General features: G+C 64.0%; 15 protein-coding genes. 8 read left to right on the forward strand and 7 right to left on the reverse strand.

The features are described 5' to 3' along the window. Positions 1 to 23: 23 nt before the first annotated feature. The 3 genes from API01S_RS09850 to fdxA form a co-directional block, all read right to left on the reverse strand. Positions 24 to 1,250 carry a polyhydroxyalkanoate depolymerase gene (locus API01S_RS09850; protein ID WP_006218013.1) on the reverse strand — a complete coding sequence of 409 codons (1,227 nt, stop codon included), beginning with the start codon at positions 1,248 to 1,250 and terminating at the stop codon, positions 24 to 26. Between the two features lie 212 nt (positions 1,251 to 1,462). After that, complete coding sequence (locus API01S_RS09855) at positions 1,463 to 2,263, reverse strand: ferredoxin--NADP reductase (protein WP_006218014.1); 801 nt, start codon at positions 2,261 to 2,263, stop codon at positions 1,463 to 1,465. Positions 2,264 to 2,312: 49 nt separating this feature from the next. Beyond that, positions 2,313 to 2,636 (reverse strand): ferredoxin FdxA, encoded by a 324-nt coding sequence (fdxA, locus tag API01S_RS09860; protein ID WP_006218015.1) that lies wholly within the window; start codon positions 2,634 to 2,636, stop codon positions 2,313 to 2,315. 157 nt (positions 2,637 to 2,793) lie between these two features. On the opposite strand from fdxA, the gene pncB reads away from it, so the two are divergent. Together pncB and API01S_RS09870 are read left to right on the forward strand one after the other, a co-directional pair. Further along, entirely contained in the window at positions 2,794 to 3,969 is a 1,176-nt protein-coding gene (gene pncB, locus API01S_RS09865) for a nicotinate phosphoribosyltransferase (protein WP_006218016.1), read from the forward strand. A gap of 70 nt (positions 3,970 to 4,039) precedes the next feature. After that, positions 4,040 to 4,390 carry a RidA family protein gene (locus API01S_RS09870; protein WP_006218017.1) on the forward strand — a complete coding sequence of 117 codons (351 nt, stop codon included), beginning with the start codon at positions 4,040 to 4,042 and terminating at the stop codon, positions 4,388 to 4,390. A gap of 67 nt (positions 4,391 to 4,457) precedes the next feature. On the opposite strand, the gene API01S_RS09875 is transcribed toward API01S_RS09870, so the two are convergent. Then, entirely contained in the window at positions 4,458 to 4,967 is a 510-nt protein-coding gene (locus API01S_RS09875; protein WP_061304330.1) for a hypothetical protein, read from the reverse strand. Beyond that, positions 4,964 to 5,797, reverse strand: a complete 834-nt coding sequence (locus API01S_RS09880; RefSeq protein ID WP_061304332.1) for a M90 family metallopeptidase — start codon at positions 5,795 to 5,797, stop codon at positions 4,964 to 4,966. The genes API01S_RS09875 and API01S_RS09880 overlap by 4 nt, the downstream gene beginning before the upstream one ends. 103 nt (positions 5,798 to 5,900) lie before the next feature. Here API01S_RS09880 and API01S_RS09885 point away from each other — a divergent pair, with 103 nt between their 5' ends. Next, positions 5,901 to 8,210 carry a RelA/SpoT family protein gene (locus API01S_RS09885; RefSeq protein WP_061304334.1) on the forward strand — a complete coding sequence of 770 codons (2,310 nt, stop codon included), beginning with the start codon at positions 5,901 to 5,903 and terminating at the stop codon, positions 8,208 to 8,210. A gap of 40 nt (positions 8,211 to 8,250) precedes the next feature. On the opposite strand, the gene API01S_RS09890 is transcribed toward API01S_RS09885, so the two are convergent. Beyond that, positions 8,251 to 9,564 carry an MFS transporter gene (locus API01S_RS09890; protein ID WP_061304335.1) on the reverse strand — a complete coding sequence of 438 codons (1,314 nt, stop codon included), beginning with the start codon at positions 9,562 to 9,564 and terminating at the stop codon, positions 8,251 to 8,253. A gap of 130 nt (positions 9,565 to 9,694) precedes the next feature. Here API01S_RS09890 and argE point away from each other — a divergent pair, with 130 nt between their 5' ends. The 5 genes from argE (at position 9,695) to API01S_RS09915 (ending at position 14,737) form a co-directional block, all read left to right on the forward strand. After that, entirely contained in the window at positions 9,695 to 10,846 is a 1,152-nt protein-coding gene (argE, locus tag API01S_RS09895; RefSeq protein ID WP_006218022.1) for an acetylornithine deacetylase, read from the forward strand. A 124-nt stretch (positions 10,847 to 10,970) separates the two neighbouring features. Beyond that, on the forward strand, positions 10,971 to 12,170 hold the full coding sequence (gene trpB, locus API01S_RS09900; RefSeq protein ID WP_006218023.1) for a tryptophan synthase subunit beta: 1,200 nt from the start codon (positions 10,971 to 10,973) through the stop codon (positions 12,168 to 12,170). Between the two features lie 4 nt (positions 12,171 to 12,174). Beyond that, positions 12,175 to 13,038 carry a tryptophan synthase subunit alpha gene (trpA, locus tag API01S_RS09905; RefSeq protein WP_006218024.1) on the forward strand — a complete coding sequence of 288 codons (864 nt, stop codon included), beginning with the start codon at positions 12,175 to 12,177 and terminating at the stop codon, positions 13,036 to 13,038. A gap of 36 nt (positions 13,039 to 13,074) precedes the next feature. Further along, positions 13,075 to 13,950: an acetyl-CoA carboxylase, carboxyltransferase subunit beta gene (accD, locus tag API01S_RS09910; protein WP_006218025.1), complete on the forward strand. Its 876-nt coding sequence runs from the start codon at positions 13,075 to 13,077 to the stop codon at positions 13,948 to 13,950. Between the two features lie 238 nt (positions 13,951 to 14,188). Next, on the forward strand, positions 14,189 to 14,737 hold the full coding sequence (locus tag API01S_RS09915; RefSeq protein WP_006218026.1) for an acyloxyacyl hydrolase: 549 nt from the start codon (positions 14,189 to 14,191) through the stop codon (positions 14,735 to 14,737). Between the two features lie 133 nt (positions 14,738 to 14,870). Here the strand turns inward: API01S_RS09915 and API01S_RS09920 are convergent, their stop codons facing one another. After that, positions 14,871 to 17,954 carry an Rne/Rng family ribonuclease gene (locus API01S_RS09920; RefSeq protein ID WP_061304337.1) on the reverse strand — a complete coding sequence of 1,028 codons (3,084 nt, stop codon included), beginning with the start codon at positions 17,952 to 17,954 and terminating at the stop codon, positions 14,871 to 14,873. Positions 17,955 to 18,126: the final 172 nt, after the last annotated feature.

The following is an 18,126-nucleotide window of genomic DNA, read 5'->3' on the forward strand; positions in this document are numbered from 1 at the left end:
CGTTGGACGGCGTGTTGCCGTCCTCAAGCCGATTGCCGGATGAATTCGGCAATTTTAGGACAGATCATTTCGCGCCAGCGGCGACCCGAGAAAATGCCGTAGTGGCCACAGTTCGGCGCCGTGTAATGCGACTTGCGCTCGGCCGGAATGTTCTTGCACAGCTTGATGGCGGCGCGCGTCTGGCCTTGTCCGGAAATATCGTCGAGTTCGCCTTCGATGGTGAACAGCGCGACTTTCTTGATGTCGGCGGGGCGCACGGTCTGGCCGTCGACTTCCCACGTGCCGCTGGGCAGCGCGAAGTCCTGGAACACCATGCGGATCGTGTCCAGGTAGAACTCGGCGGGCATGTCCAGCACGGCGTTGTATTCGTCGTAGAAGCGGCGGTGCGCTTCGGCGTCGCTGTCGTCGCCGCGCAGCAGGTCCAGGTAGAACTCGTAGTGCGACTTCATGTGGCGATCCGGATTCATGGCCATGAACCCAGCATGCTGCAGGAAGCCGGGGTAGACCTTGCGGCCGGCCCCCGGGTAGCGCGGCGGCACCGGATGGATCACCTGGTTCTCGAACCACGAATAGGGCTTGGTGGTGGCCAGGCGATTGACCTGCGTGGGCGACTGGCGCGGATCGATGGGCCCGCCCATCATCACCATGCTGCGCGGCTGGCAGGGATCGTTGGCGGTGGCCATCAACGAAACGGCCGCCAGCACCGGCACCGTCGGCTGGCATACCGAAATGACATGCACGTCCGGGCCCAGGTGACGGATGAAATCCTGCACGTAGCGGACGTAGTCGTTCAGGTGGAACGGCCCGGCCGACAGCGGCACCATGCGGGCGTCGACCCAGTCCGTCACATAGACGTCATGGCCCGGCAGCAGGGCGCGCACGGTGTCGCGCAGCAAGGTGGCGTGGTGGCCCGACAGCGGCGCAACCAGCAGCACCTTCGGGTCGTCCTTGCCCGCGCCGCGCACGTCGCGGTGAAAGTGCACCAGGCGGCAGAAGGGCTTATCCAGCGCAACCGCTTCGGTCACGCGGACCGACTTGCCGTTGATCTCGGTGGCGGGCAGGTTCCAGGCGGGCTTCTGGTATTCCTTGCCGATACGCGTCATCAACTCATACCCGGCCGCCAGTTGGCGGGAAATCGGGGTGTAAGCGAGGGGGCTATAGGGGCTGGAGAACAGCTGAGAACCGGCATCCGTGAATGCAGCGAACGGAGTCAGGAAGGCGCGCTGCATTTCGTGCAATTGGTACAGCATTTGGGTGATGTCCTTCTGGGTCGAGCGTGTGCCCCGATTATTGCGCCGAGGACTAAAGATATATCCAATCAGCCTGAAGAAACTGCCGCAAGAACCGGGAATATGTTGCTAAAAAGAGACCCGTCATCCCATTAGGCACCAGTTTAGGGCGTTTATCTGCCCTGCACAGAGACCAAACGGAGGATTTATGCACTACGCCGGGCAGTGCGGGATCACCAGTAATTTTCTACCGCCAGGTTGCCGGGGATGCCCCGGCGGCCTGGCTTGAAACCGCGCTCGCCCAGCAGCTTGCGGGCGTCCGCCAACATGTCCGGGTTGCCGCAAAGCATGACTTTGGCTTGCTCAGGATCCAGGGGCAGCCCGGCCAACTGCTCCAGCCGGCCATCGGCGATCAGTGTGGTCAGGCGCTCTTGGGGCATGCCGGGCAAGGCTTCGCGCGTGGCGATGGGCAGGTAGACAAGCTTGTGCGGGTCGGCCGCAAACAGATCGGCCAGTTCAGGCCGAGCGCGAGACGATTCGATCTCTTCGCGGTACGCAAGTTCCGCAACGGTGCGCACGCCGTGCACCAGGATGATGCGGCGGTAGGCGCGCCAGGTGGCCGGATCGCGCAACAAAGACAGGTAGGCCGACAGCCCCGTCCCGGAGGCCAGAAGCCACAGGTCGCCGCCCGGGGCAAAGCGCTCGAGGGTCAGGAAGCCGTAGGGCGTTTTCTCGACGTAGAGCGCGTCGCCGGGGCGCAATTGCGCCATGCGGGGGCTGAACAGGCCGTCGGGGACCACGATCGAATAGAACTCCAACCCCGACTCGTGCGGCGCGGAGACCATGGAGTAGGCGCGCCACAGGGTGGGCGGGCCGTGGGGGTCATCGGCCCCGGGCAGGCCGACGCGAGCAAATTGGCCCGGCAAGAACGTATAGGCGTCGTCGCGGGTCACGCGCAAGGAGAACAGCTTGTCGGGCACCCAGGTATGGATCTGGGTTACGGTCTGGCGCGTGTATTTGGAGTCGTCGGTCATCGGGGCATCGCGCGAAGCCGGGCGCCAGGAAGACGCCGGCCGTCGCGGATTATTTTTCCAGGTATTGCAGCTTGTCCTGCTTGCCGTTCCAGTCGTCGGCGTCCGGCAGGGGCTTCTTGGCGCGGCTGATGCTGGCGAACTCGGGCGACAGTTCGGCGTTCAGCGCGATGAAATTCAGTTGGTCCTGCGGCACGTCTTCTTCGGCGTAGATCGCATTGGCCGGGCATTCCGGGATGCAGACCGCGCAGTCGATGCACTCGTCAGGGTCGATCACGAGGAAGTTCGGACCCTCACGAAAACAGTCCACCGGGCACACATCAACGCAATCGGTGTACTTGCACTTAATACAGTTTTCGGTGACAACGTGGGTCATTCAGGAACTCCGGGATCGGCGGCTTTTGTGTCTTGTTGGGCGGATTTTACCCAATGCGCGACGGATGTGCCGGTAATACCCGTATTGACACCGTGGCTCATGGCCATAAAGCCCGCGTTCTCTATGCTATGGTGTCGCGAAACCGATACGCGCAATCATGATAATCACTTCGCTGCTCGACACCGATCTGTACAAATTCAGCATGATGCAGGTGGTACTGCATCAATTTCCCGCTGCACAGGTTGAGTACCGTTACAAGTGCCGCACCGCCGGGGCCGATCTGCGCCCCTATCTGGATGAAATCCGCGAAGAAGTGCACCAGCTCTGCCAGTTGCGCTTCACGCAGGACGAACTGGATTACCTGGGCGGCTTGCGCTTCATCAAAAGCGACTTCGTCGATTTCCTGGGCCTGTTCCATCTGCCCGAGCGCTGCATCCACATCAGCGAAGGCGATGCCCCCGGCGAGATCTCGATCGAAGTGAAAGGCCCTTGGCTGCACACGATCCTGTTCGAGATTCCCGTGCTCGCCATCGTCAACGAGGTCTATTTCCGCAACACGCGCAAGAATCCCGATTGGGAAGAAGGCCGCCAGCGCTTGCAGTCCAAGATGCACCTGGTGCTGGACGACCCCGCGCTGGCCGATTTCCGTGTGGCCGAATACGGCACGCGCCGCCGCTTCTCGAAGGTCTGGCACCAGGAAGTGGTGTCCACCATGAAAGCGCAGATGGGCGAACATTTCGCCGGCACCAGCAACGTGTTGCTGGCCAAGCAGCACGAGGTGCTGCCGCTGGGCACGATGGGCCACGAGTACCTGCAAGCCTGCCAGGCGCTGGGGCCGCGCCTGCGCGATTCGCAGGTGTTCGCCCTGGAAGTCTGGGCCAAGGAATATCGCGGCGATCTTGGTATCGCGCTGTCGGATGTCTACGGCATGGACGCGTTCCTGCGCGACTTCGACATGTACTTCTGCAAGCTCTTCGATGGCGCCCGCCACGATTCGGGCGACCCCTTCGTCTGGGGCGAAAGGCTGCTTGAGCACTACCGCAAGAACCGCGTGGACCCGCGCGCCAAGACGCTGGTGTTCTCGGATTCATTGACGTTCCCGCGTGCCATCGAGCTCGCTCGCCAGTTCGCCGGGCGGTGCAAGGTGTCGTTCGGTATCGGCACAAACCTGACCAACGACCTGGGCCACGAGCCGCTTCAGATCGTGATGAAGATGGTTCGCTGCAACGGCCAACCGGTGGCCAAGGTGTCGGATGCGCCCGAAAAGACCATGTGCGACGATCCCGCTTACCTGGCCTACTTGCGCCAGGTGTTCCAGCTGCCTCCCGCCTGATCGCGGCTCGGGGTAAATTGCTGGTTTCTTGTTTTGATCCAACCCACCACTCGAATCTAGGGGAATATTCATGAGCAGCATCAAGCGCTTCCACGTCGCCAAGCGCCTGTCGGACATGGCCGTGTACAACGGTGTCGCGTACCTGGCAGGCCAGGTGCCGGACGACGCCAAGCTGGACATCACCGGCCAGACCGAACAAGTGCTCGCCACGATCGATCGCTTGTTGGCCGAAGCCGGCACCGACAAGACCAAGATCCTGATGGCCCAGATCTACGTGGCCAACATCAAGGAATTCGACGGCATGAACAAGGCCTGGGACGCTTGGGTTGCCGATGGCAACTCGCCCCCGCGCGCCACGGTCGAAGCCCGCCTGGCCAATCCCGACTTCAAGGTCGAGATCATCGTGACGGCCGCTATCTAAGCCTCGTCCGCCTGCAAGACAAAAAGCCCTTCGGCGCGCCGAAGGGCTTTTTCATGGGCGACGTATCTCAGCCGCCCGTCAGCACCATTGCCGCGAGCAGGCCGCCCAGTTCCTCGCAGCGGTCCAGATCGGCCTGGGGCACGACTTTTTCCGCCATGATCTGCTGCGGCGTTTGCGCGCCCAGATTGACGATCAGGGCGGGCGCTACCGGCTTCAGCCGCCAGCCGGTGCAGATACGTTCAACCTGCCGCGCAGCACCTGCGCCGTCACTGCCGGCGCTGATGGCGCAGGCGTAGGGCAGGCCCTGGATACGGTCGAGCACGGCGTAGTAATTGCGGTCGAAGCATTCCTTCATTTCGCCGCTCAGGCTTGCCAGGTTTTCCGGCGCGCAGAATAAAAAGCCCTGACTGGCCAGGATGGCGCTGGCGTCCACGTCCGCCGCGCGGCGCGCGACCACGCGCAATTGATCGGCCTGCTCCAATTGAACGGCCGCCGCGGCCGCCCCGCGCGCCGCCGCTTCGGCCATTTGCCGCGCAGCGCCCGTGCGCGAATGCCAGGCGATCAGCAATTGCTTCATGCGTAGCGCCCCAAGGTGTCTTGCCGGTAGTACGCCCGCAACAGCGCGTGCCATTCGGGCAGCGCCTGCTGCAAGGGCATGGGGTCGACAAAGAAGTGTTCGGAGCTGACGGCGAAGAATTCGGCCTCGTCCGTGGCCGCGTAAGGGTCCAGCGGCAATTGGCCGTACCAGGCGTCCGCCGCTTCGCTCTCGGGATCCACGTCGGGGGGGATTGCGGCTTCGACCGCGTCCAGGGCGGCGATGAAGCGGTCAAGGCTGTCGTCCAGCACCCGGCGCCATACCTGCGGTTTCAAGTCGGGATGCGCGGCCAGCGACGGCATGCCGTCCGCCAGGCCCGAACGCAGATCCAGCTTGTGGGCGAACTCGTGGATGATGACGTTGAAGCCGCCCTCGGACAGCTGCGTGTCTTCCCATGACAGCACCAGCGGGCCGCCTTCCCACGCTTCGCCCGCCGCGTCTTCGATGAACTCATGGACGACGCCGTCTTCGTCCTGGCGCGAGCGCGGGATCCGGAAGCTGGCCGGGTAGACGATGATTTCATCCCAGCCTTCATACAGTTCGGGCGACAGGTTCAGGATAGGCAGGCTGGCCTGCGCCGCGATCGACAGACGCATGAAATCCGATACCTCAAGGCCCTGGGCGCCGTTGATGGTCTTGCTGGCCAGCAGCCAGGCGGACCGCGCCAGCAACTGCGCGGTTTCATCGGCGTTCAACGCCGCCAGGAAAGGGTGGGCATCCAGCACCTGCCGCCATAGTTGTGGCTCGATGCGGGCTTGCATCTGGGCCACTTCCGACGGACGGGCGCCCCGGCCCTTGAGCCAGCGCAACATAAGCTTTGGTTCCTTCTATATGCCTGAGAGGCAGGGGATTTCAGCGTGATCAAACGCTAGTGTAGAGTGTCGGGAAATCAACTAACCCTGCACTGCGCCAGTCATGTCCGCCCCGCCTGTTATCGACGCGCCTTCGCCTTTCGACGCTTCCTGGCGGCAGGAGGTAGGCGCGGGCCTGGACGCCGATGGCGTTGCGTTGATCGACCGGGCCGTCGCCTGGGCCATCCCTCGATTTGAAGGTCAGCACGCCCTGACCGGCGAGCCGCTGGCCAGTCACGGCGCGGGCGTCGTCCGCATCCTGGCGGCGCTGCACACGGACGCCGCCACGCGCGCTGCGGCGTTGTTGGCCGCCTTGCCCACTGATCTGATGGCGCCCGCGCCCGCCCTGCGCAACGACCCCGTCGCGGCCGCCTTTGGCGCGGAAGTCGCGCGGCTGGTCCAAGGCACTCGCGCCTTGCTGCGCCTGGGCGTGGTGGCGCGCCAGGCCAGTGACGTCGAAGCCGAAAGCGGCTCGCAAAAGGAAATGCAGCGCAAGATGCTGCTGGCGATGGCGGCCGATCTGCGCATCGTGCTGATGCGCCTGGCCTCGCGTCTGCGCACCTTGCGCTGGCATGCCGAGAGCAAGGCCCCGTGTTCGACCGATTTTGCACGCGAGACGCTGGACCTGTACGCGCCCCTGGCCAACCGGCTGGGCATCTGGCAGATCAAATGGGAAATGGAAGACCTGTCTTTCCGCTTCCTGGAGCCCGATCGCTACAAGCAGATCGCCCGGCTGCTGGAAGAAAAGCGGGTCGAGCGCGAAGCCTTCATCGCCGGCGCAATCGACCGCCTGCAAACGGCGCTGACCAAGGCGGGCATCGACGCCGAGGTCAGCGGCCGGCCCAAGCACATCTACAGCATCTGGAACAAGATGCGCGTCAAGCGCCTGGACTTTGCCCAGATGTACGACCTGCGCGCGCTGCGCATCATCGTCGAGGATGTGCGCGCCTGCTATACGGCGCTGGGGCTGGTGCATGAAATGTGGACGCCGCTGTCGAATGAATTCGACGACTACATCTCGCGGTCCAAGCCCAACGGCTATCGTTCGCTGCACACCGTGGTGGCCGACGATGACGGCCGGCCTTTCGAAGTGCAGATCCGCACGCGCGAAATGCACCAGTTCGCCGAATACGGCATGGCCGCGCATTGGCGCTACAAGGAAGCGGGCGCCAAGGGCGGCCAGGTCGCCGCGTCCAGCGAATACGACCGCCAGTTGGCGTGGATGCGTCAGTTGCTGGCCTGGAACAGCGACGTCGAAGGCGGCGGCCAGCCGGGGCAAGAACCCGGCAAGCCCGAGGCCGTCCGCGCTGAATCCGGGAAGGCCGCGTCAGGCAAGCCGGGGTCGGGCAAGAGCCGCAACATGGTCAAGCCGCCCGCGCATACGGACGAGCGCATCTACGTGCTGACGCCGCAGGCGCGCGTGATCGAGCTGCCCGCCGGCGCCACGCCCGTGGACTTCGCCTATCACCTGCATACCGACCTGGGCCATCGCTGCCGGGGCGCCCGCGTCGACGGCCAGATGGTGCCGTTGCAGACGCAGCTGTCCACCGGCCAGACCGTCGAGATCATTTCCGCCAAGTCGGGCGGGCCCTCGCGCGACTGGCTCAACCCGCAGCTGGGGTTCCTGGCCAGCCCGCGCGCGCGCGCCAAGGTGCGGATGTGGTTCAACGCCATTGAATTGCAGCAGCGCATCACGCAGGGCCAGGCGCTGGTGGAAAAAGAGCTGCAACGGCTGGGCAAGACCGCGATCAACCTTGAGCAGCTTGCGCAGAACCTGGGATTCGCCCGCGCTGACGACCTGTACGTGGCGGCGGCCAAGGAAGAATTCAGCCTGCGCCAGATCGACAGCGTCTTCCAGCAGCCCGCGCCGGCCACCGAACCGCAACCTGCCGCGCTGCGCCACGCCAGCGCGGGCAGCGCCGAGAAAAGCGGCAAGAGCGGCGTGCTGGTGGTGGGAGTGGGCTCTCTCTTGACGCAGCTTGCGCGTTGCTGCCGCCCCGCGCCGCCTGACGCCATCGCCGGGTTCGTGACGCGCGGCCGTGGCGTGTCCATCCATCGCAGTGACTGTCACAGCTATCTGGCGCTGGCGGCGCGCGAACCCGAACGCATCATCGAAGTCGCCTGGGGCGAAACGTCGGACACCTTCTATCCGGTGGATATCAGCGTGCGCGCGCACGACCGTCCCGGCCTGTTGCGTGATCTGTCTGAAGTGTTCGCGCGCTTGCGGCTGAACGTCGTGGGCGTGAACACGCAAAGCAAGCAGTCGCTGGCGCACATGGTGTTCACGGTGGAAGTGCGCGGGGGCGAATCGCTGGCCCGCGCCATGGACGCCTTGGCCGAAGTGGCGGGCGTGTCCTCGGCGGCGCGCCGCTAGCGCGCCGCTGCCCAGGGCCGGGCGGCCCTGGGGGCAACGCTTAGTTGTCCAGGTTCTCGTGCGCGCGGTCGCGCATGAAGAACGAGGCGATCAGGCCCAGCGCTACGCCGAACATCACGTAGTAGGCCGGCGCCATCGGCGAACCGGTGGTCTTGATCAGCCAGGTCACGATGAACTGCGCGAAGCCGCCGAAGATCATCACGGCCACGTTATAGGCCAGCGACAGGCCCACGGAACGCACGCGCGCCGGGAACAATTCGGCCATCACCGTGCTGAAGACGCCAAAGAACGCCGACACGAAGAAGCACACCACGATCTGCACCGTCAGCAGACGGCCGATCGACGGGGCGTCCGACAGCCAGTAGTACAGCGGGTACAGCACGATCAGGTAGCCGATCAGCGAACCGATCACCAGCGGACGGCGGCCGACGCGGTCGGACCAGGCGCCCATGAACGGGGTCATCAGCACCATCAGCGCCGCGCCAGCCATCTGCACCATGAAGGTGTCCTTCATCGGCAGCTTCAGGATCTGCGTCGAGTACGTGACCAGATACGTGAAGGTGATGTAGATGGACACTGTCGCGGTCACCACCAGACCCACGCCGATCATCGTTTCACGCGTGTGGGTCTTGATCATCTGGACGAGGCTCAGGCGCTGCACTTCACCGCGCGCGGCCGCCTGGCGGTCTTCTTCCTGCATCTGCTTGAAGACTTCGGTTTCGTCGATGTTCTTGCGGATATAGATCGCGATGGGAACAATCACCAGACCGAAGGCGAACGGAATGCGCCATGCCCAGGCCGCGATCTGTTCCTGCGTGAAGAACTCGGTGATCAGCGTGCCGCATGCCGCGCCGATCAGCAGGGCCAGCATCTGGCCGGCCATCTGCCAGGAGCCATAGAAGCCGCGCTTGCCGTTGGGCGCCATCTCGATCAGCAACGCGGTGGACGTGCCGAATTCGCCGCCCGCCGAGAAACCCTGCAAGAGGCGCGCGATCAGGATGAAGATGGGGGCCAGGATGCCGGCGGCATGGTAGGTCGGAGCCACCGTGATCAGCGCGATCGACACGGCCATCAGCGAGGTCACCATCACCATGGCGGCCTTGCGTCCTTTCTTGTCGCCATACAGGCCAAGGATGATGCCGCCCACCGGACGCATGAAGAAGCCCACGCCGAAGATCGCCGTCGTCATCAGGATGGCGTTCAATTCGCTGCCGGGCAGATTGGGGTCGGTGGGGAAAAACAGCTTCGCGATGATCGGCGTCATGAACGCGAACACCAGGAAGTCATACCATTCGAGGGCGTTGCCTATGACTGCGGCCACGATGTTGCGTGTGGGGACTGCTTTGTGCTGCACGGTTTCTCCTTGGGGGTAATTCAATCCGGCGACATTCTAGGCGCTTAACCGGTGAACGGTCGCCCGGCATGCCAAGACGCGGGCGCTTCCTGGCTTTACACTTGTCGTTTTTCCCCCAAAGAGAAGTGACATGAACGCGCGCACCTGGCTGGAAACGCTGGTGGGTTTCGATACCACCAGCCGCAATTCCAATCTTGCCCTGATCGAAACCGTCCGTGATTGGCTCAAGGGCCAGGGCGTGGATGCATGGCTGGCGCACAACCCCGAGCGCACCAAGGCCAATCTGTTTGCCACCTTGCCCGCGCAAGACGGTAACCAGCAAGGCGGCATCGTCCTGTCGGGCCACACCGACGTGGTGCCTGTCGATGGCCAGGACTGGAGCACGGATCCGTTCAAACTCGTCGAAAAAGACGGACTTCTCTATGGTCGCGGCGCTTGCGACATGAAGGGCTTCATCGCCGGTTCCCTGGCGCTGGTGCCTGAATTCCTGGCCATGCCGCGCAAAAAGCCGATCCACCTTGCGTTCTCGTATGACGAGGAAGTGGGCTGCGCCGGCGCGCCCTACATGCTTGCCGATCTGCACGAACGCGGCATCCGGCCTGAGGGCTGCGTAGTGGGCGAACCCACGGGCATGCAGGTGGTCGTGGCGCACAAGGGCATCAACCTGTTCCGCTGCAAGGTGCATGGCAAGGCCGCGCATTCGTCGCTGACCCCGCGCGGTTGCAACGCCATCGAATACGCTGCCCGCCTGATCTGCCGCATCCGCGATCTGGCCGACAGCTTCAAGGCCAACGGCCCGTACGACCAGTTCTACGACGTGCCTTTCTCCACGATGACGACCAACCAGATCCGGGGCGGCATCGCCGTCAACACCATCCCCGAGCTGTGCGAATTCACCTACGAATTCCGCAACCTGCCGGGCATGCAACCCGACCAGATCCAGGCTGAAGTTGAAAAATACGTGCGTGATGAGCTCTTGCCGCGCATGAAGGCGGAATTTGACGGCGCCAGCATCGAGATCGAAACCGGCGCCGCGGCGCCTGCGCTGGAGGCATCGGAAGAGGCCGCCATCACGCAGCTGGTTCGGGCGCTGACCGAAGACCGCAGCACCCGCAAGGTCGCCTACGGCACCGAGGCCGGCCTGTTCCAGGGCATCGGCATTCCCACGGTGGTGTGCGGGCCCGGCCATATCGAACAGGCCCACAAGCCGGACGAATTCGTGGCCATCGACCAGATGGCGTCTTGCGAGACGTTCCTGCGCCGCTTGGGCCAATCGCTCTGAGCAGGCGGGGGTGGGGCGGGCCGACTCTGCGGACCCCGGCCCCGCCCGCGTCAGGTAAAATGACGGGTTGCAAACCGGATTTGCGGCCGGCAGTGGCTTGCCGCGATACCGGGGGAGATGCTTGGTGAAACCTTACGACTTTCCGGATGCCCAGGGCCATTTTGGTCCTTACGGCGGTGTTTTCGTGGCGGAAACGCTGATGCACGCACTCGACGAGCTGCGCGCCTCCTACGACCATTACCGTGTCGATCCCGCCTTCCTGGAAGAGTTCAACTATGAACTCAAGCACTTTGTCGGGCGTCCCAGCCCGGTCTACCACGCTCGTCGATGGTCGGAAATGCTGGGCGGCGCGCAGATCTGGTTCAAGCGCGAAGACCTGAACCACACGGGCGCGCACAAGGTCAACAACTGCATCGGCCAGGCATTGCTGGCGCGTCGCATGGGCAAGCCCCGCGTGATCGCCGAAACCGGCGCTGGCCAGCACGGCGTGGCCACGGCCACGGTAGCTGCCCGCTACGGCATGGAATGCGTCGTCTACATGGGTAGCGAAGACATCCGCCGCCAGGCGTCGAACGTCTACCGCATGAAGCTGCTGGGCGCCACGGTGGTGCCGGTCACTTCCGGTTCGCGCACGCTGAAAGACGCGCTGAACGAAGCCATGCGCGACTGGGTCACCAACATCGAAAACACGTTCTACATCATCGGCACGGTAGCGGGTCCCGACCCCTATCCCCGCATGGTGCGCGATTTCCAGACCGTCATCGGCAATGAATGCCTGACGCAGATGCCGGAAGCCATCGGCCGCCAGCCTGACTATGTCGTGGCGGCGGTTGGCGGCGGTTCCAACGCCATGGGCATCTTCCATCCCTATATCCCCTACGAAAACGTGCGTCTCATTGGCGTCGAGGCGGCGGGCGAGGGCATGGAAACGGGCAGGCATGCCGCATCGTTGGCCGCTGGCCAGGTGGGCGTGTTGCACGGCAACCGCACCTACGTCATGCAGAATGCCGACGGCCAGGTGCAGGAAACGCATTCCGTCTCGGCGGGCCTGGACTACCCGGGCGTGGGTCCCGAACACGCATGGCTGAAGGATTCCGCCCGTGCGGAATACGTGGGGATCACCGACGAAGAGGCCCTGAAGGCGTTTCACGACTGCTGCCGCACCGAGGGCATCATGCCGGCGCTGGAGTCTTCGCATGCCATCGCGCAAGCCGTGAAGATGGCTCCCACGCTGCCTCGCGATGCCGTCATCCTGGTCAACTTGTCGGGTCGTGGCGATAAAGACATGCATACCGTCGCCGAACGTGCAGGCATCGAGCTCTAACACCATGACAACTCGCATTGATCGTATCGCTGCGGCGTTCGCGCGTACCGCCGAATCTGGCCGTTCGGCCGCGCTGATTCCCTATATCGCTGCTGGCGATCCGTCGCCCGCCGCGACGCCCGCTCTGATGCATGCACTGGTCGAGGCTGGCGCGGACATCATCGAACTGGGCGTGCCATTTTCTGATCCGATGGCGGACGGCCCCGTTATCCAACGCGCTGCCGATCGCGCCATCGCCCAAGGCGTGGGCCTGACCCGCGTGCTTGAGCTGGTAGCCGAATTTCGCCAGACCGACACCACCACCCCGGTGGTGTTGATGGGCTACGCGAACCCCATCGAACGCATGGGCCAATCCGAATTTGCCAGCAACGCCGAGCGCGCTGGCGTGGATGGCGTGCTGGTCGTGGACTATCCGCCGGAAGAAGTCATCGAATTCGCTTCCACCTTGGGCGCGCATGGCATTGCTCCCATTTTCCTGCTGGCCCCCACGTCCACCGAGGCGCGGATCCAGTCCGTGGCGAAGGTAGCGCGCGGCTATGTGTATTACGTGTCGCTCAAGGGCGTCACGGGCGCGGGCTCGCTGAACACCGACGACGTCGCCGAACGCGTGGCCGTCATTCGTCGCCACATGGGCGATATTCCGGTTGGCGTGGGCTTCGGCATCCGCGATGCGCAAAGCGCGCAGCGCGTGGCACGCGTGGCCGATGCCGTGGTGATCGGCAGCAAACTGATTGAAACGATGGAGCAGGCGGTGGCGGACGCCCCGGCTGCCCAGCAAACCAACGCCGCAGTCACCGCCGCCAGCGGCTGGCTGCGCACCATCCGGCATGCGCTGGATCAAGTAAAACGAGACGACGCGTCGGCCTGAGTGGCTGGGCGCGACCTCTAACGGGATGAAAAATCAATGAGCTGGATCGAAAAACTCCTGCCTCCTCGCATCAATAAAACCAGCGACAGCGGCGCTCGCCGCGTTCCCGAAGGCCTGTGGGTGAAATGCCCGTCGTGCGAATCGGTGCTGTATAGCGAAGATTTGGCGGCCAATCTGCACGTGTGCCCCAAGTGCGACCACCACATGCGTATTGGCGCCCGCGCTCGTATCGATTCGCTGCTGGATATGGAAGGCCGGGTTGAAATTGGTCAGAACACGCGGTCCGTGGACACGCTGAAGTTCAAGGACACCCGCAAGTATCCCGAGCGCCTGCAAGAGGCCGTCAAGCAAACCGGCGAGTCCGATGCGCTGGTGGTCGTGAGCGGTTCCATCCGTGGCGTGCCCGCCACCTTGGCCTGCTTTGAATTCGAATTCATGGGCGGGTCCATGGGTTCGGTGGTGGGCGAGCGCTTCGCGCGCGGCGCCCAGGCTGCCCTGGACAACAAGACACCGTTCATCTGTGTGGCCGCTTCGGGCGGCGCGCGCATGCAGGAGAGCCTGCTGTCGCTGATGCAGATGGCCAAGACCAACGCCATGCTGACGCGCCTGTCGGCCGCCGGTCTGCCGTTCATCAGCGTATTGACCGATCCCACCATGGGTGGCGTGTCGGCCAGCTTCGCCTTCATGGGCGACGTAGTCATCGCCGAGCCAAAGGCGCTGATCGGCTTTGCCGGGCCGCGCGTGATCGAACAGACCGTGCGCGAGAAGCTTCCGGAAGGCTTCCAGCGCGCAGAGTTCCTGCTGCAAAAGGGCGCGATCGACATGGTCATCGACCGCCGTCAGCTGCGTGAGGAAATCGCGCGCTTGCTGGCGCTGCTGAACAATCAGCCGGCCGACGTCGTCACCGCCTGAACTAGCTTTGCCGCAATGAACGATGCCGTCGCAAGCGCAAGCTGACGACGGCATTTTCTTTGCGACGCGGCGGCGGCATTTTGTGACGCCGCCTAGCGGATCTCGTATCGATTGTGACGGCGCTTTTCGGAACAGTGTTTTCCACCCGGATTATGTTGTCTTATTGCGACAAGGTTCAAGCCATCTGGCCCGTATTTTGCTATGTTGCCGGTTAGACCCAAATCTTCGGAGTTACTTCATGCTGTCGACCAAAAAGAAACTGCTTACCCGCCTCGTAGGTTTGGCCTTGGCAGGCGCGGCCACGATTGCCAGCGCTCAGTCGTCGGAAGGGACGCAGGGCGGTGTCAGCATGCACTACGGCATTGGTGACCACTACCAGCGCATCACGCTGAACTACGAAACCGCGTCGGTCTGGACGCACCAGTTCGGCGGCAATTGGGGCCGCCTCGATTTGACGCCCGAGTTGGGCGCTTCGTATTGGTGGGCAGACGGCTCGCGTTCCCCAGGCCACGTCTGGCAGCTCAACGCCATCCCGATGTTCCGCTGGTGGACCGGCGAACGCTTCTACCTTGAGGCCGGTATCGGCGCGACGGTTTTCTCGAGCACCCGCTTTGCCGACGAAAACATCAGCACCGCTTTCCAATTCGGTGATCACGTCGGCATGGGCTTTTTGCTGACCCCGAACAACCGCATCGGCGTGCGCTATTCGCACTTCTCCAATGCCAGCATCAAGCGTCCGAACCCGGGCCTGGACCTGGTGCAGTTGACGTACACGTATCAGTTCTGAAGTCGGCGTCGAGCCAGAATGAAAACCCTCTCACGAGGGTTTTTTTTCGCCCATTGGCAGGCGAGCATTGCGCGGCACCAGACGAAAAAAAAGCCCTCGTCATGCGACGAGGGCTTTTCGCTAAGCGCGTGGCTTAGTGACGCGTTTCGACTTGAACCAGGGGTTCGTTCGATACGGTGGCAACCGGCTTGCGCTCACGGCCCAGGCGGGTCGGCGTATGCGCGGCGGCAATGCGCAGCTGGGTTTGAGCGTGGCGGTCCGGATCGGTTTCCACCCACTTCAAGCCAGCGGCATTGACCACGTCATGCAAGGCCTGAGCCTTGGCGGACGGCGTCGTTGCCGGCACCACGATAGCCTGCGATTCGGCAGGGGCTGCGGCAGCCGGTGCTGCGGTAGCCGGTGCTGCGGCAGCCGACGCTGCGCTTTCCGCGACCGGAGCGGGCGTCGTCACGACGGGTTCCACAGCGGCGGTCTTGATCGGCTCTTCAGCAGCAGCCTGAACCGGTTCGGCGGCTTGCACGGAAACCGGCTCGGTCGCCTGCGGTGCCGTTTGCACGGGCTGGGCCACGACTTCGGCAACCTGTTCCGGTGCAGCCTGGGCGGCTTCGACCGGCGCGGCCGGTTCGGCCTGGGCTACTGCCGGCGTTTGCACGGGAGCGTGGACCGGGGTTTCGACCTCGGCGGACTGCTGTGCGGACTGCCCTTGCACGACTTGCGCTTCGGTCACCTTGGTTTCGACGGCTTGCGTCTGCACCGGGGCGGCGGGGGCGGCTTCTGCGGGGGCGGCTACGCTTTCGGTTTGCTCGGCGGAGTCGTCGTCCGAACCGTCGTCCAGCTGCTCGTCGCTACCGGCCAGACCGGCTTCGTCCTGGCTGCGGCGGCCACGGCGGCTGCGGCGGCGGCGGCGCTTGCGTTCCGGATCGGCTGCGCCTTCGGCGCCTTCGAGCGAGGCAATGCCATCAGCGGACTGCTCGGCGGCGTCAGCGGCTTCCGTCGACGAATCGGCAGAGGGCTTGGTGTCGGGCAGGGCGGTCGCAACGGACTGCGCCAGCGCGGCCACCATGCTTTCCTGTTCGCTCATCGGCGCGTCGGACTGACCTTCTTCGCGGCGATTGCGGCCACGGCCACGGCGGCGGTTGCGGCCGGCGCCGGTATCGTCGCCATTGGCCAGATCGGCTTGGTCGGGGCGGTTGGACGCCAGGGCAGCCTGGGCTGCCTGGCCTTCGCGCTCACCACGGCCTTCGCCGCGGTTGTTGCGGTCGCCACGGTCCTGACGTTCGCCTTCATTGCGACGATTGCCACGAGCGTGGTGACGGTTGCCCTCGGAACCTTCGGTACCTTCGCCGCGCGATTCGCCACGGCGATTGTTGCGGTTGCGGTCCGAGCCATGGCGTTCACCACGGCGTTCCTGGCCATCGTGACCGGCACGGCCCTTGCCGCGGCCGGAAGCGGCGCGCTTGGCGCTGTCTTCCTGAGCGGTGGGCGCCGGCTTGGCGGCTTCGGAGCCACCAGTCAGCCAGCCGACCAGACGCTTGAACAAACCACCCAGGCCGCCAGCGGCAGCGGGGGCAGCAGGCGCGGCGACGGGAGCGGCAGGCGTCGAAACCGGGGCGGGTTGCGAGGGCGTGATGCCCTTGACCAGAGCTTCCGGACGGGCCTTGATTTCGCTTTCGCGCGGCTGCCACGGTGCGTTCGTGGCCGGAGCTTCAACCAGATCGAAGCTGGTCTTGAGCTCTTCCAGGCGCGGATCGTCGTGGCGCAGGCGCTCGATGTGGTGATGCGGCGTTTCCAGATGCTTGTTGGGGATCAGCATCAGGTTGACCTTCAGGCGGGCTTCCATCTTGGTGATGTCGGCGCGCTTTTCGTTCAGAAGGTAGGTGGCGACATCCACCGGCACCTGGGCGTGAACCGCCGCGGTGTTTTCCTTCATCGCCTCTTCTTGCAGCAGGCGCAGCACGTGCAGGGCGCTGGACTCGGCATCGCGGATCACGCCGGTGCCGTTGCAACGCGGGCAGGTGATGTGCGAGCCTTCGTTCAGGGCCGGACGCAGGCGCTGACGCGACAGTTCCATCAGGCCGAAGCGCGAAATCTTGCCCATTTGTACACGGGCGCGATCGAAATGGAGGGCATCACGCAGGCGCTGTTCAACGGCGCGCTGGTTCTTGCTGTCTTCCATGTCGATGAAGTCGATGACGATCAGGCCGCCCAAGTCGCGCAAGCGCAACTGGCGGGCCACTTCGTCGGCCGCTTCGGAGTTGGTGCGCAGCGCGGTTTCCTCGATATCGGCGCCGCGCGTGGAGCGGGCCGAGTTCACGTCAACGGAAACCAGGGCTTCGGTGTGGTCGATCACGATGGCGCCGCCCGAGGGCAGTTGCACCGTGCGCGAGTACGCCGTTTCAATCTGGTGTTCGATCTGGAAGCGCGAGAACAGCGGGATGTCATCGCGGTAGCGTTTGACGCGCTGGACGTTGTCCGGCATCACCACGCTCATGAACGCGGTGGCCTGGTCGGCGATCTCGTCCGTGTCGATCAGGATTTCGCCGATTTCCGGCGAGAAGTAATCGCGGATGGCCCGGATGACCAGGCTGGATTCCAGATAGATCAGGATGGGCGCGGAGTTGTCGCGGGCGGCGCCGTCGATGGCGGTCCACAGCTGCAACAGGTAGGACAAGTCCCACTGGAGCTCTTCGACGTTGCGGCCAATGCCAGCGGTGCGGGCAATGATGCTCATGCCCTGGGGCAGCTCAAGCTGCTCCATCGTGTCGCGCAGTTCCTGGCGATCTTCGCCCTCGACGCGGCGCGAAACGCCACCGCCACGGGGGTTGTTGGGCATCAGGACCAGGTAGCGGCCGGCCAGCGAGATGAACGTGGTCAGGGCTGCGCCCTTGTTGCCGCGCTCTTCTTTCTCAACCTGGACGATCAGTTCCTGGCCTTCGCGCAGCGCATCCTGGATGCGGGCGCTACGAACGTCGACGCCTTCCTTGAAGAAGCTGCGAGCAACTTCCTTGAAGGGCAGAAAGCCGTGACGGTCTTCACCGTAGTTGACGAAGCAAGCTTCTAGGCCGGGTTCGATCCGGGTAATGACACCTTTGTAGATGTTGCCTTTGCGTTGTTCGCGGCCGGCAGTCTCGATGTCGAGGTCGATGAGTTTTTGCCCATCGACGATAGCGACGCGTAATTCTTCCTGATGCGTCGCATTGAACAGCATGCGCTTCATGAGAGGGTTTCTCCGTTGTCATGACGCGCCGATATCGGCGCGTGACCTCGGGTCACTCGGGCTGCGGCTGAAGCGGGCAAGAAATGCGGACCGTACCTGGGCGGCGCCCAGGCGTATCCGCCGCGGGTCAGGCGGGCACGTCGTGCCGTGGGGCACGGGGTTCTGTCAGCAG

Origin of the sequence: Achromobacter piechaudii NBRC 102461, assembly GCF_001571245.1 — a bacterium.
Classification (GTDB): Bacteria; Pseudomonadota; Gammaproteobacteria; order Burkholderiales; family Burkholderiaceae_B; genus Achromobacter; species Achromobacter piechaudii.